Source organism: Paraburkholderia sp. MM5482-R2, assembly GCF_050436125.1.
GTDB classification, from domain to species: Bacteria; Pseudomonadota; Gammaproteobacteria; order Burkholderiales; family Burkholderiaceae; genus Paraburkholderia; species Paraburkholderia tuberum.
In genome coordinates, this window is record NZ_JBNDLP010000003.1 from 2569805 (window position 1) to 2581993 (window position 12189).

The 12189-nt window shown below is 65.8% G+C and carries 14 protein-coding genes and 1 pseudogene; 6 read left to right on the top strand and 9 right to left on the bottom strand.

Features of this window, described 5'->3' with window-relative positions; translation table 11 throughout:
- Positions 1 to 83: 83 nt before the first annotated feature.
- Positions 84 to 395 carry a cupin domain-containing protein gene (locus tag OKW37_RS33755; RefSeq protein ID WP_184037116.1) on the bottom strand — a complete coding sequence of 104 codons (312 nt, stop codon included), beginning with the start codon at positions 393 to 395 and terminating at the stop codon, positions 84 to 86.
- Positions 396 to 625: 230 nt separating this feature from the next.
- Here OKW37_RS33755 and OKW37_RS33760 point away from each other — a divergent pair, with 230 nt between their 5' ends.
- Positions 626 to 946 carry a hypothetical protein gene (locus OKW37_RS33760; RefSeq protein WP_184060543.1) on the top strand — a complete coding sequence of 107 codons (321 nt, stop codon included), beginning with the start codon at positions 626 to 628 and terminating at the stop codon, positions 944 to 946.
- Between the two features lie 153 nt (positions 947 to 1099).
- On the opposite strand, the gene OKW37_RS33765 is transcribed toward OKW37_RS33760, so the two are convergent.
- The 6 genes from OKW37_RS33765 to OKW37_RS33790 form a co-directional block, all read right to left on the bottom strand.
- A complete protein-coding gene (locus OKW37_RS33765; protein ID WP_429403521.1) occupies positions 1100 to 1435 on the bottom strand; it encodes a DUF4148 domain-containing protein in 336 nt (111 codons plus the stop codon).
- A gap of 276 nt (positions 1436 to 1711) precedes the next feature.
- Complete coding sequence (gene gndA / locus OKW37_RS33770) at positions 1712 to 3121, bottom strand: NADP-dependent phosphogluconate dehydrogenase (protein WP_429403522.1); 1410 nt, start codon at positions 3119 to 3121, stop codon at positions 1712 to 1714.
- Between the two features lie 266 nt (positions 3122 to 3387).
- Positions 3388 to 3996 (bottom strand): DUF938 domain-containing protein, encoded by a 609-nt coding sequence (locus tag OKW37_RS33775; RefSeq protein WP_184060537.1) that lies wholly within the window; start codon positions 3994 to 3996, stop codon positions 3388 to 3390.
- A gap of 55 nt (positions 3997 to 4051) precedes the next feature.
- The gene (locus OKW37_RS33780; protein ID WP_429403523.1) at positions 4052 to 4921 is read right to left on the bottom strand and encodes an NAD-dependent protein deacetylase; all 870 of its coding nucleotides are present in this window, start codon (positions 4919 to 4921) and stop codon (positions 4052 to 4054) included.
- A 41-nt stretch (positions 4922 to 4962) separates the two neighbouring features.
- Complete coding sequence (locus OKW37_RS33785) at positions 4963 to 5238, bottom strand: oxidoreductase-like domain-containing protein (RefSeq protein ID WP_429403524.1); 276 nt, start codon at positions 5236 to 5238, stop codon at positions 4963 to 4965.
- 102 nt (positions 5239 to 5340) lie between these two features.
- Complete coding sequence (locus OKW37_RS33790) at positions 5341 to 6105, bottom strand: SDR family oxidoreductase (protein ID WP_429403525.1); 765 nt, start codon at positions 6103 to 6105, stop codon at positions 5341 to 5343.
- A 271-nt stretch (positions 6106 to 6376) separates the two neighbouring features.
- On the opposite strand from OKW37_RS33790, the gene OKW37_RS33795 reads away from it, so the two are divergent.
- The gene (locus tag OKW37_RS33795) at positions 6377 to 7210 is read left to right on the top strand and encodes a polysaccharide deacetylase family protein (protein WP_429493534.1); all 834 of its coding nucleotides are present in this window, start codon (positions 6377 to 6379) and stop codon (positions 7208 to 7210) included.
- A 35-nt stretch (positions 7211 to 7245) separates the two neighbouring features.
- Here OKW37_RS33795 and OKW37_RS33800 read toward each other — a convergent pair whose 3' ends face one another.
- Positions 7246 to 8658 carry a DUF2252 domain-containing protein gene (locus OKW37_RS33800; protein ID WP_429403526.1) on the bottom strand — a complete coding sequence of 471 codons (1413 nt, stop codon included), beginning with the start codon at positions 8656 to 8658 and terminating at the stop codon, positions 7246 to 7248.
- A 295-nt stretch (positions 8659 to 8953) separates the two neighbouring features.
- Between OKW37_RS33800 and OKW37_RS33805 the strand changes: the two genes are divergently transcribed.
- Together OKW37_RS33805 and OKW37_RS33810 are read left to right on the top strand one after the other, a co-directional pair.
- Positions 8954 to 9637, top strand: coding sequence for a Pr6Pr family membrane protein (locus OKW37_RS33805; RefSeq protein WP_429403527.1), 684 nt, complete (start codon positions 8954 to 8956; stop codon positions 9635 to 9637).
- 181 nt (positions 9638 to 9818) lie between these two features.
- Positions 9819 to 10085, top strand: coding sequence for a CsbD family protein (locus OKW37_RS33810; RefSeq protein WP_013091250.1), 267 nt, complete (start codon positions 9819 to 9821; stop codon positions 10083 to 10085).
- A gap of 96 nt (positions 10086 to 10181) precedes the next feature.
- Here the strand turns inward: OKW37_RS33810 and xth are convergent, their stop codons facing one another.
- Complete coding sequence (gene xth, locus OKW37_RS33815; protein ID WP_429403528.1) at positions 10182 to 10991, bottom strand: exodeoxyribonuclease III; 810 nt, start codon at positions 10989 to 10991, stop codon at positions 10182 to 10184.
- Positions 10992 to 11103: 112 nt separating this feature from the next.
- Between xth and OKW37_RS33820 the strand changes: the two are divergent.
- Together OKW37_RS33820 and OKW37_RS33825 are read left to right on the top strand one after the other, a co-directional pair.
- Positions 11104 to 11187: pseudogene (locus OKW37_RS33820) on the top strand (formate hydrogenlyase); the annotation flags it as partial.
- A 269-nt stretch (positions 11188 to 11456) separates the two neighbouring features.
- On the top strand, positions 11457 to 12179 hold the full coding sequence (locus OKW37_RS33825; protein WP_429403529.1) for a (2Fe-2S)-binding protein: 723 nt from the start codon (positions 11457 to 11459) through the stop codon (positions 12177 to 12179).
- Positions 12180 to 12189 lie beyond the last annotated feature (10 nt).

Consider the following 12189-nt stretch of genomic DNA (forward strand, 5'->3'; position numbering starts at 1 on the left):
GCTTGCACACGGTCGCGGTTGTCCGCTGCCGCCTGGATATCGTGCGCGACCGCCACACACGCGCCGTCAAACTGCCGTGTTCTTCAGACGCTGCCCTGCTTTTCGACGACGAGCACGCGTGCCGCGCCCAGCGGATGCGCGACATGCTCGGTGCCAACCGACGCATGGAACACGTCGCCGGTTTCGAGCACTGTCGTGCGTTCGACGCCGTCTTCGCGATAGCGCATTTCGACGCGGCCGTCGAGCACGGCGAATACCTCCTCGCCGTCGTTCACGTGCCACTTGTACGGCTGGTCGGTCCAATGCAGACGCGTGGTGACGCCGTTCATGTTCGCGATGTCGAGCGCGCCCCAGGCACGCGACGCGGTGAAGCTTCTGCTGCGGATGATCTTCATGGTCGATGAGCAATTGGCAAGCGCGCAAGCCCGGCGGGCGGCGCCGTGCGCCCACGGCGTCGGCGCTCGCGCGGCTGGCCCTATTATAGGTCGCGTGGCCCGCGCGTCTGGGCGAGCAAGCCGCCACGGTCGTTCCGTCCGATCATTGCAGGCGATCGACCATCGCCTATACTCAGTCAAGCCGCGCGGAGCAGCTCACGACAATGTTGGGATTCTGGGAGGAATCGAGCATGAACAAAGCCACCTTTCTGGCCGTGCAACTCAACGTCGACGATGTGGCGGCGTCTGCCGGCCTCGTCGAACTGCTGAACACGCATCTGATCTTCGCCGCCGAAGTTGCCGAGGCCGCCGATGCGCTCGTGCAACTGGCGAGCATCGCGGGACTGTCGAGCGGGGTCGAGGCGAGCGTCGAGCTGCCGGCGGTGGCGCTCGAACGGCTGCGCGAGGCGCTCGACAACCTGAGCGACTACGACGAATCGTGGCTGCTCGCGCTGGAGCCGAGCCGCGCGCTGTTCGATGACATCGGCCGGCGGCAGCGAACGCTGCATTGACGGGAACGTCGCAGCACGGCGCCGTAAACGACAAAACGCCATCCGATCGAACTGGATGGCGTTTTTTCTTGCCCGCCGCGTTCGCGCTGTTCCACGAAGCGGCGTCTACAGCGCACTACAACTACCCACTACATCTGCGGACTTCTACTGCGATTAGTTGCCGAAGTACACCGAGTCACGGTTGGCCTTCGCCGGGATGACAGCGTGGCCAGCTTGCGACGTGCCGGCGGCCGGAGCGCCGTAGCCGCTGGTGTCTGCGGGGTTGGCCGCGATCGCCGTGCCGCGTTGCGCATCGACGCGCGCTTGCGCTGCCTGGATGTCGGCCGGGTAGTTCACGTCGCTGGCGCTCGGCTTGTAGCCGGCCTTTTCGAGTTGAATCAGTTCAGCGCGAACCTGAGCACGGGTCACCGGCTGACTCGCTTGAGCGAACGACGCGACCGGAACAACGAGGGCGGCGGCGATAGCAACAGCGGAAATCAGGGTCTTCATGATTAACCTCCAAAGGACTTGTTGTGTGGTGCGCTTCGGGTTTCTGCTTATCCCTCAGCGATTGAAAACAAGTCTAGAGATGTCTCGATCTAGGGTAAACCCTTAAACCAGTGAAACTCTATTGCTGCCGTCGCAATAATCATTTGGCATTCTTTAAAGTCCGCATTTAACCCGCGAGACATCTGGTAATAATGCGGCGTTTCCTTGCCGATCCAAACGGAGCAACGGCCCGGCGCGCCCTGTCACCATGGCGCGCCGGGCCGTTTTTTCAACCGCTCAGCTCCACTGCGCGTGGAAGCTGCCCGGCTTGTCGATGCGTTCGAACGTATGCGCGCCGAAGAAGTCGCGCTGCGCTTGCACGAGGTTCGCGGGCAGACGCTCCGAGCGGTAGGCGTCGAAATACGCGATCGCCGACGCGAATGCCGGCACCGGCACACCCGCGTTGACCGCGGCCACCACGACTTCGCGCAGCGCCGCCTGGTAGTTCTTCGCGATGTCGCGGAAGTACGGGTCGAGCAGCAGGTTCGCGAGCGCCTTGTCCTTCGAATAGGCGTCGGTGATCTTCTGCAGGAAGCGCGCGCGGATGATGCAGCCCGCGCGGAAAATCTTCGCGATCGTTCCGTAGTCGAGATCCCAGTTGTACTCTTCCGACGCGGCGCGCAACTGCGCGAAGCCCTGCGCGTACGAGATCACCTTGCTGAAGTACAACGCGCGACGCACCGATTCGATGAACGCGTCCTTTGCGCCTTCGAGCGGCCTCGCCTGCGGACCTTCCAGCAGCTTGCTCGCGGCCACGCGCTGCGTCTTCAGCGACGACAGCACGCGCGCGAACACCGCCTCGGTGATCAGCGGCAACGGCGCGCCGAGGTCGAGCGCGTTCTGGCTGGTCCACTTGCCGGTGCCCTTCTGCGCGGCACGGTCGAGAATCACGTCGACGAGGTCCTTGCCGGTTTCGTCGTCCTTCTTGCCGAAGATCTTCGACGTGATTTCGATCAGATAGCTGTCGAGCTCGCCCTGGTTCCACTCGGTATAGACCTTGCCGAGTTCCTCGTTCGACAATCCGACGACCTGCTTCAACACCGCGTAGCTTTCGGCGATCAGCTGCATGTCGCCGTACTCGATGCCGTTGTGCACCATCTTCACGAAGTGGCCCGCGCCGTCCGGTCCCATGTACGCGACGCAGGGCTCGCCGTCCGGCGCCTTCGCGGCGATCTCGGTGAGGATCGGCGCAACGAGGTCGTACGCGTCGCGCGGGCCGCCCGGCATGATCGACGGGCCTTTCAGCGCGCCCTCCTCGCCGCCCGACACGCCGGTGCCGATGAAATGCAGACCCGCCTTCGCGAGTTCCTGGTTGCGGCGGATCGTGTCGGTGAAAGGCGTGTTGCCGCCGTCGATCAGGATGTCGCCTTTTTCGAGCAGCGGCTTGAGCGAGGCAATGGTCGCGTCGGTCGGCTCGCCGGCCTTGACCATCATCAGAATGCGGCGCGGCTTTTCGAGCGAGTCGACGAACTCTTCCAGCGTGAAAGCCGGCACCAGTTTGCGGTCCGGAAATTCGGCGATGAGTTCGTCGGTTTTCGCGCGGCTACGGTTGTAGACCGACACCGCGTGGCCGCGGCTCTCGATGTTGAGCGCCAGATTGCGGCCCATGACCGCCAGCCCCACCACGCCGATTGCCTGTTTGCCCATTTGAATTCTCCAGAGTCCAAAAAAATGTCGTGGCGCCGCGCCATGAGAACGGCGGCGCGGCGTCGAGGGTGAAAGGATAAAAGAAATGCGCGCTTGCCGCTTGGGAGGGGGCAAGCCGCCAGTTGCTCGTGCTCCTGTCGTGCTCATGTTTGCGCGTGACGACAGGTATTGTGCGCGCGTCGGCGTTTGCGCGGCGGGTTCGGTTTGGGATCGCACCGAGGTTTGGCGCAAGGCGTGGACGAAGGCGCGGCCCGTCGGTGCCCCCGCTACCCTGCCCGCTTCGTGAACACCAGGCTGAAGTTGTTCGCGGGCATCGCGACCACCCGTTCGCAGGTGAGCCCCGCCGTGTCGCCGAGCGCGACGACCGCTTCCATATCGCGCACGCCCCATTCGGGATCGCGGCTCTTCAACCATTGATCGAACGCTTCGTTGCTCGGCGCCGTGTGCGCGCCGCCGCGCCGGTAAGGACCGTATAGATAGAGCACGCCGCCGTCGACGAGGCGCCGCCCGGCGCCGTCGAAAAGTGCCTGCGCCGCGCTCCACGGCGAGATGTGGATCATGTTGATGCAGACGACGGCGTCGAGCGCATCGACGCCCCAGTCCGGCTGATGCACGTCGAGCGCGAGCGGCGCGCGCAGGTTCGCGAGCCCCGCGTGCGCGGTCCACGCCGCAATCGACTCGCGCGCCTGCGCATCGGCATCGCTCGGCTGCCAGTCGAGACCGGGCAGCGCGCCGGCGAAGCAGATCGCGTGCTCACCGGTGCCGCTCGCGATTTCGAGCACGCGGCCGCTCGCCGGCAGCGCCTCGCGCAGCACGGCGAGGATCGGTTCGCGATTGCGTTCGGCGGATGGCGAATGTTGCCGGGAGTCGGTCATGGTCGGCTCTGGTGTTCCTCAGGTTTTGACGGTGATCCACGGGATCCATTCATTCTCAATCGCCAGCCAGCAGACCGGCGAGCGCGCTCAAGGTATCGCCGCACGGCGCGGCCACCTTCAGCGACAGCAGCGGATCGGCGCGCGTGCGGCCGAGGTTGATCGCCGCGATCGGCTTGCCCTGGCGCTGCGCCCACACGCAGAAGCGGTAGCCGGAATACACCATCAGCGACGAGCCGGCCACGAGCACGGCGTCGGCCGCATCGAGCGCATGCGACGCCGCTTCGACGCGCGCCTGCGGCACGTTCTCGCCGAAGAACACCACCGACGGCTTCAGCAACCCGCCGCAGTTCGCGCATGCCGGCACGCGAAAACCGCCGAGATCGTGCCACTCGAGGTGCGCGTCGCCATCGGCGGCGGCTTCGGCCGTGACGTCGAGCAGAGCGGGGTTGTCGGCTTCGAGCGTCTGCTGGATCGCCGCGCGCGAGTGCTGCATGCCGCAGTCGAGACAACTGACGCCGTCGATGCCGCCATGCAGCTCGATCACGTCGCGGCTGCCCGCGCGCTGATGCAAGCCGTCGACGTTCTGCGTGACCAGCGTCGGCACGTGACCGGCCGCTTCGAGCCGCGCGAGCGCGACATGCGCGGCATTCGGCTGCGCGCGCGCGACGAGCGGCCAGCCGACCATGCTGCGCGCCCAGTAGCGCTGACGCATCGCCGGCGTGCCAAGGAACTCCTGCAGCGTGATCGGCGGCGAGCGCTTCCATGCGCCGTTGTCGTCCCGGTAGCCGGGGATGCCGGAGTCAGTGCTGATGCCCGCGCCGGTCAGCACGAACAGGCGCGGATGACGCTGCACGAAGCGATGCAGATCGTCGAGCGTGTGCGGATCGGTGAGAGATTCGGTCGGCGTGAGCTGAAGGTCGGTCATAACGGGGACGGTGGACGATCGTGCGCGAATTCGTGCGCGAATCAGCGGCGAGGGCTCGGTTTGCCGCGCGTGGGTGTCGAGCGACGCGCGTCGGCTTGCGATTTCGACTTCGCGCCCTGCGTGTCCGGTCGCCGCGCTGGCCGCGCTTTCTGCGCCTGCCGCTTGTGCCACGCAGCCAGCGCGAGCTCGTAGCGCTCCAGCGCTTCATCGTAGAGATCGAATACACACTGCGTGCAGCCGCTATGACAGCAGTCGTCGAGATCGGGCCGCACGGGCGGCTGTGGCGGCGGGTCGTCGCTGGGTGTGGCGCGGGGCACGGCGGCTTGCTTTGCGTGGAAAGACGGCGGAGAGCCCAGTATAAGTTGAACGCGCGCGCCCCGCTCCCCGCCCCGGCGTTGTGAGCCGGTGCTGCGCGCCGCTCAGCCGCGCCCGACGAACGGCATCTTGCTCGCCATGATCGTCATGAACTGCACGTTCGCCGACAGCGGCAGGCTCGCCATGTGCAGCACCGCGTCGGCGACGTGCTGCACGTCCATCAGCGGCTCGACCGCGATCTCGCCGTTCGCTTGCGGCACGCCGCGCGCCATTCGCGCGGCCATCTCGGTCCCCGCGTTGCCGATGTCGATCTGCCCGCACACGATGTCGTATTTGCGGCCGTCGAGCGACACCGCCTTCGTGAGTCCGGTAATCGCGTGCTTGGTCGCCGTGTACGCGGCGCTGTTCGGACGCGGCGCATGCGCGGAGATCGAGCCGTTGTTGATGATGCGGCCACCGCGCGGGTTCTGCGTCTTCATCAGGCCGAACGCCGCGCGCGTGCACAGGAACACGCCGTTCAGATTGGTATCGACGATGGAACGCCATTCGTCGATGCTCACTTCGTCGAGATCGACGGGCGAGCCGTTGCGTCCCGCGTTGTTGAACAGCAGGTCGAGCAAGCCGAAGCGCGCGCGGATCGTGTCGAAAAGCGCGGCGACGCTGTCGGCGTCGGTCACGTCGCAGGCAACCGCGAGCGCGTCGCCGCGCAGCGCCCGCGCTTCCTGCGCGACCGCATCGAGCGCGGCCTGGCGGCGGCCGGCGAGCACCACGCTATAGCCGTGCTGCGCGAGCGTCAGTGCGCACGCGCGGCCGATGCCGCTGCCCGCGCCCGTCACCAGCGCCACTTTTCCGTTTCCTGTTTCCGACATCACGCATCTCCTGTTGTGTTGGGTAGCGACGCGAGCTTGTTGCGGCAATCGGTCCGATCGCCATCGACATGCGCGACTCTTTTCGCCCCGCACCATACAACAGCGAATCGGCGATCGCAAACCGCGCGACGTCTTTCAGCGCGCTTTCACCGGATACGTGGCCGCCGAACGGCACGTCGACGAGCGCAACAGTGGTATCGTTCGCGGCTGCGCATCGCGCAAGATTCACGGCCTTCCCGGGACGGAGGAAGGCGTACTGGAAGCACGTTCGATGAATGAATGCCCGAACCCGCCGCGCCGTTGGCCGCGTAGCCGCAACTCCGCACTGCTGAACGGCACGATCGGCTGGCACGTGATCGTGCTGATCGGCGTGGCTGTCGCACCGGCCGCATGGCCATGGTGGCTCGCCGCGATCGTCGCGAACCACGCGCTGTTCACGATCGCCGGACTATTGCCGCGCACCACCCTGCTCGGGCCCAACTGGACCCGCCTGCCCGCGAACCCGCGCAACGCGGATGCAATCGCGCTGACCATCGACGACGGTCCCGATCCCGTCGTCACGCCGCAAGTGCTCGATCTGCTCGACGCGTTCGACGTGCGCGCGACGTTCTTCTGCATCGGCGCGAAGGTGGAGCGTTATCCGCAACTCGCGCGCGAGATCGTCGCGCGTGGGCATGGGCTCGAAAATCACTCGCAGGTGCACGTGCATACGTTTTCGGTCACGTTTCCGCGCGCGTTGACGCGCGAGATCGCCGCCGCGCAACGCACGCTCGAAACCGTCAGCGGCGCGCGGCCGATGTTTTTCCGCGCGCCCGCCGGCCTGCGCAACCTCTTCCTGGAGCCGGTGCTGCGCAAGCTCGATCTGCGTCTCGCGGCCTGGACACGGCGCGGCTACGATACGCGCGAGCGTGACCCTCACGTGGTTGCGCGGCGGCTGCTCGATGGTCTCGCCGCGCGCGACATCCTGTTGCTGCACGATGGCAACGCCGCGCTGACGATCGAAGGCCAGCCGCTGATTCTCGCGGTGCTGCCGAGCGTGATCGAAGCGGCACGCGAGCGCCATCTGCGTTTCGTCACGCTGCACGAAGCGCGCGCCGATGCGTGACGGTGCGCGTGAAGTGACACCACGCGCACGCAGCGCTACACACGGAAATCCGCCGCCATGTCCTCGTCGGTGCGCGCTTCGAGCTTGCCGTCGCGGCACGCTTTGATGAACACGTCGTAGTCGCGCTCGACCTGATCCGCGTAGGCGCTCGCGTAGCCGCTCAGCGCTTCGCCGAACTGATCGCCGCGGCCGATGTACGCGCTGATCTCGATCGCCTGGCCGCTCGCCTTCGCATGCGCGCGCGCCATGATCCAGCCACATAGCCGCGCATAGCCGTCGAGCAGATCGCTGTCGAACAGCTCGATATTCGCGGACAGCTTCATGTCGCGCAGCTGGCGGAAATAGAAATGCCGCCCGAGCGGCCCGGTCCCCCAGCCGAGGAAGACGTCGCTCGCGGCCTGCAGCAGCCGCTGTCCTTGCACGACGCGCTCGCCCTGATGCGTGACCGCCGGCGACTTGTAGAACTGCGCGATGACCGACGGCCGCGCCTCCTTCAATTGCAGGAACAACGGCTTGCCCATGTGATCGACGAGCAGCACGACCAGACAACGCGTGCCGACGCTGCCGACGCCGACCGCCTTGAACACGACGTCGTGCCTCGTGAACTGATCCAGCAGTTCGCGCCGATCGTGCGACATCGTCTTGCGGTACTCGTCCCACACTTGCTCGACCATCTTGTCGACGTTGCCGGTCCGGTAGGTTTCGGTTTCCTCGGCCGTCAACAACGTGTTCGCACCGTGCACGTGAAACAGCGCGGGCGGCGCATCGTGGATGGTCCAGCGATTGCCGTCGAACGAGGCCATTTTTTCGAGCAGGCTTTCATGCGTGCGGCTCGCGGCCTTCTCCATGCCGCGCCGCACCGCGCGCCGGCGCTCGGGCGTCAGTGCGATCTCGGCCATGCGGTCGAACGTGATGCGGTCGTACCACAAGTCGAGCGCGCCGAACTGCGCGTATTGCGCGACGCGATCGCGATACGAGCCGACCGCCGTCATCACCAGACTCTCGGCGGTGCCGCGGCTCAGGCGCATCTGGCGCGCGGCCATGACGAGGCTCGCGCACAGGCGTTTCAGGTCCCATTCGAACGGGCCGATCGAGACTTCATCGAAGTCGCTCAGGTCGAAGACCAGTTGCCGCTCGGGCGTGGCGAAGCCGCCGAAATTCATCAGATGGCCGTCGCCGCAGATCGGCATGGTGAGGCCGGTGTCGTGCACCTTGCTCAGATCGTGCGCCTGCAGAATCGCGCTGCCTCGAAAGAACGAGAACGGCGAGGCAGCCATGCGCCCATAGCGCAGCGGCACCAGATTCTCGACGCGCTCCGCGCTGCTCTGTTTCAGCAGCTCGATCGGATCGCGGTGCAACTCGCCGACCGCCCGGTGACTCGAGCGTTTCGAATGCTCGCGCGCGGCGCGGCCGCGCGCTTCCCGTTCGGCAATGGTGCTGGCTTTCATGCTTTCTCTCCGTTTGGCGAGTCTTGAACCGGCGCTGACAGAGACTGCTTGCCGCGCGCGGCGTCGTTAACATCGAGGGCTGCAGCCGCGATCATAACGGGTCGAAACACACAATGAATCGCCGCCTGTGAGCGCGGCGCTTGCAGCCGTGGCGGCGAGCTTGCAACCCGCGTTGCAACCCGCTTTACAGCCAGCCAGTCCCTCGCGTAGTACGCCGTAGTATTTTGCCAACGCCGGCGCGCGTGGGCGCGAAAGCCCATGCAGCCGCGCGCGCACCGCGCGTAGAATCGAGCGCATGCGCCCTACCCTCGCTCCGCAGCGCGAGCCCGAGCTGCCGCTGCATACGCCCAGTGTGTCGTCGCTGACGTTGGCGGCGGTCATTGCGCTGATCGCGTGGATGGCGATCCTCGCGCAAGCCGACCTGACGATCGATCGCTCGCTCGCGCGCGGGCTCACCGTGTTCGACGCGCTCGCGCGCATGAGCAGCTACCTGACCAATCTGACGGTGCTCGCCAGTGCGCTCTGCTTCACCTGCATCGTGCTGTGGAAGCACCGCTCGCCGCTCGTGCGCTTTTTCCGGCAGCCCACGGTCGTGACCGCGGTGGTCGCGTACATCGTGTTCGTCGGCCTCGCGTACAACCTGCTGTTGCGCGGACTGTGGCCGCTGTCGCCCTACCGGCGCCTGCTCAACGAGTCGCTGCACAGCGTGCTGCCGATGCTCGCCGCGCTCTATTGGGTGCTGTTCGTGCCGCGTTTCCATCTGCGGTTGCGCCACGCTTCGCTGTGGCTCGTCTATCCGCTCGCCTATCTCGGCATCACGTTCTGGCGCGGCAGCCTGTCGGATTTTTATCCGTATCCGTTCATCGACGTCGAAACGCTCGGGCTGCGCCAGGTGCTCGTCAATGCCGCGCTGCTGTTCGGCGGTTTTCTGATGCTGCTGGCCGTGTTGGTCGGCATCAATTTCGGGCGCCGACGATGATGTTCCAGCGCGTCCCGTTTGGCCGGATGCATGGCGTCCCGTCGCCGGGCGCACTTCTTGCGCCCCTTTCGTCACTGACGCAAGCTCACGCCGCACTGGCACGGCTTGCGCGGCGCCCTTGTGCGAGCGCGTTGCAATTGCAGCGGGCCCGCACGTAAATATGACAACAGGAGCGATGCATATGGATACGAATTCAGCGGCAGGCGCGGTAAAGGAAGTCGCGGGCAAGGTGCAAAGCGCGGTCGGCGATGCCGTCGGCGACACCAGCGCGCAGGTGGCGGGCAAGGCGCGCGAATTGAGCGGCAAGGCGCAGCAGTTATGCGCGAATACGACGAGCCTCGTGCGCGATACGACGGCCGAAAACCCGTTCACGACGCTGGCCGTGGTTGCTCTCGCCGGGTTCGTGATGGGCGCGCTGTGGTCGCGCGGCGGTCGCGACTACGACTGAAGCAGGCACGGCGCCGGATCATAGGCGCCGATCAACAGGGCGCAGCAGTCGCGCCAAAGCGGGCGATCCGCCGCAAGCGGATCGCCCGCCGCTTCACTAGCCGCTCTTCTTCTTGCGGCCGGCGCCCATTTCCAGTTCGATCCACGTCGGCGCGTGGTCGCTGGCATGCGGTTCGCCGCGCACCCAACGGTCGACGCCCGCATCGCGCAGGCGCGGCGCGAGGTCGGCGCTCAGCAGCAGATGATCGATGCGCAGCCCCGAATTCGTATCCCAATGACGGCGGAAATAATCCCAGAACGTGTACACGCGTTCGTCGCCGAAATGCGTACGCAGCGCATCGGTCCAGCCTTGCGCGAGCAGCCTGCGATAACGCTCGCGGCTCTCCGGCTGCAGCAGCGCGTCCTTTAGCCACGAGCGCGGGTTGTAAATGTCTTCGTCGGTCGGCACGACGTTGAAGTCCCCAGCGATCACGACCGGGTGGCCGCTCTGGTAGAGCTGCGCCGCATGCGCGATCAGATGATCGAACCACGCGAGCTTGTAGTCGAACTTGGGGCCGGGCTGCGGATTGCCGTTCGGCAGGTACAGACACACGATCAGCACGCCGCCGACCGCGGCCTCGATGTAACGGCTATGCGTGTCGTCTTCGAAACCGGGCAGACCGCGCCGACGTTCGAGCGGTGCGTCGCCTTTGGCCAGAATCGCCACACCGTTCCATGCGCTCTGGCCTTGCCACACGGCGCCATAACCGGCGTCGCGCAATGCGTCGACTGGAAATGCGCTATCCACTGCCTTCAGTTCCTGGAGGCACACGACGTCCGGCGCCTCGCGCTCGAGCCATTGCAATAGCGCCGCCTGCCGCGAGCGGATACCGTTGATGTTGAACGTCGCAATGCGCTGCTTCGCCATGATCATCCCTCCCTCGCCTATTGCTCCGCGCCCGGTTGGCCCGTTCCAAATTTATCACCCGCAAAGCGGACATTTTCCATCCAGTTCAAACCTGTCGACATCCGCGGCGAAGCTACCCGTGAGTTTGACGATCCCCGGATGTCCGCCGCCGATCGATTTGCTGCGAGGCATCCTCGCAGCCTGCCGGGCGCGTTGAGCCCGGAGGTCGATTTCGCATTTTCCCCGTTGCAACGTGCAACTTTTGCCCGTGTTTGCGCGGCTCCAGCCGGGCTCCATCGCGGTCATTGCGCATATTGGCCTGCCTTTATTGCGCAGATCGGCTTTGCGCTTGCAGCGAGTTTTTAATACCGTGTTAGCTGCAACGGCATTCAAATTGCTGCGCAATAGTTTTGTTTCAACGCGATGCGTTGGACATCGACGCGTCGTCAGCCTGCATTGACCTTTCAGTGGAGTCAACAGATCGTCATGACTACGCCTACAGAATGTCAGCATTGCGGGGACGCCCCCGCATCAGAGTCCACCGCCGAGCCCACCACCACGCCTTTCCAACCGTCACGACGCCGCTTCCTGCAATCTGCGGCGGCCGCCGCGACGATCGGTGCGGCGCCGCATCTGCGCGCGCAAACGCAAGCGCCGGCGCCCGCCTCACCCGCGCCGCCAGGCAACCCCGTGGTACCGCCGCGCCCCGTCACGTTGACCGTCAACGGCCGCGCGTACACGCTGCAACTCGAACCGCGCGTGACGCTGCTCGACGCGTTGCGCGAATACGCGGGACTGATGGGCACGAAGAAAGGCTGCGACCGCGGTCAATGCGGCGCCTGCACGGTGCTCGTCGACGGCCGCCGCATCAACTCGTGCCTGACGCTCGCGGTCATGCACGAAGGCGAGAACATCACGACCGTCGAAGGACTCGCGAGCAACGGCGCGTTGAGTCCGGTGCAGGCCGCGTTCATCGAACACGATGCGTTCCAGTGCGGCTACTGTACGCCCGGGCAGTTGTGCTCGGCGACCGCCCTGCTCAGCGAATTCCGCAACGGCACGGCGAGCACCGTGACCGCCGACGTGCGCGCGCGTCCCGCCGCGCTCACCGACGACGAAATCCGCGAACGCATGAGCGGCAACCTCTGCCGCTGCGGCGCGTACGTGAACATCGTCGCCGCGGTCCGCGCCGCGCACGACAACGCCTGACGGAGACCGA

Coding starts and splice junctions, on each gene's coding strand:
- gndA (WP_429403522.1), bottom strand. CDS start 3,121: ATGGGCAAACAGGCAATCGGCGTGGTGGGGCTGGCGGTCATGGGCCGC.
- xth (WP_429403528.1), bottom strand. CDS start 10,991: ATGGCGAAGCAGCGCATTGCGACGTTCAACATCAACGGTATCCGCTCG.
- OKW37_RS33825 (WP_429403529.1), top strand. CDS start 11,457: ATGACTACGCCTACAGAATGTCAGCATTGCGGGGACGCCCCCGCATCA.
- OKW37_RS33765 (WP_429403521.1), bottom strand. CDS start 1,435: ATGAAGACCCTGATTTCCGCTGTTGCTATCGCCGCCGCCCTCGTTGTT.
- OKW37_RS33775 (WP_184060537.1), bottom strand. CDS start 3,996: ATGACCGACTCCCGGCAACATTCGCCATCCGCCGAACGCAATCGCGAA.
- OKW37_RS33810 (WP_013091250.1), top strand. CDS start 9,819: ATGGATACGAATTCAGCGGCAGGCGCGGTAAAGGAAGTCGCGGGCAAG.
- OKW37_RS33800 (WP_429403526.1), bottom strand. CDS start 8,658: ATGAAAGCCAGCACCATTGCCGAACGGGAAGCGCGCGGCCGCGCCGCG.
- OKW37_RS33780 (WP_429403523.1), bottom strand. CDS start 4,921: ATGACCGACCTTCAGCTCACGCCGACCGAATCTCTCACCGATCCGCAC.
- OKW37_RS33760 (WP_184060543.1), top strand. CDS start 626: ATGAACAAAGCCACCTTTCTGGCCGTGCAACTCAACGTCGACGATGTG.
- OKW37_RS33790 (WP_429403525.1), bottom strand. CDS start 6,105: ATGTCGGAAACAGGAAACGGAAAAGTGGCGCTGGTGACGGGCGCGGGC.
- OKW37_RS33755 (WP_184037116.1), bottom strand. CDS start 395: ATGAAGATCATCCGCAGCAGAAGCTTCACCGCGTCGCGTGCCTGGGGC.
- OKW37_RS33795 (WP_429493534.1), top strand. CDS start 6,377: ATGAATGAATGCCCGAACCCGCCGCGCCGTTGGCCGCGTAGCCGCAAC.
- OKW37_RS33805 (WP_429403527.1), top strand. CDS start 8,954: ATGCGCCCTACCCTCGCTCCGCAGCGCGAGCCCGAGCTGCCGCTGCAT.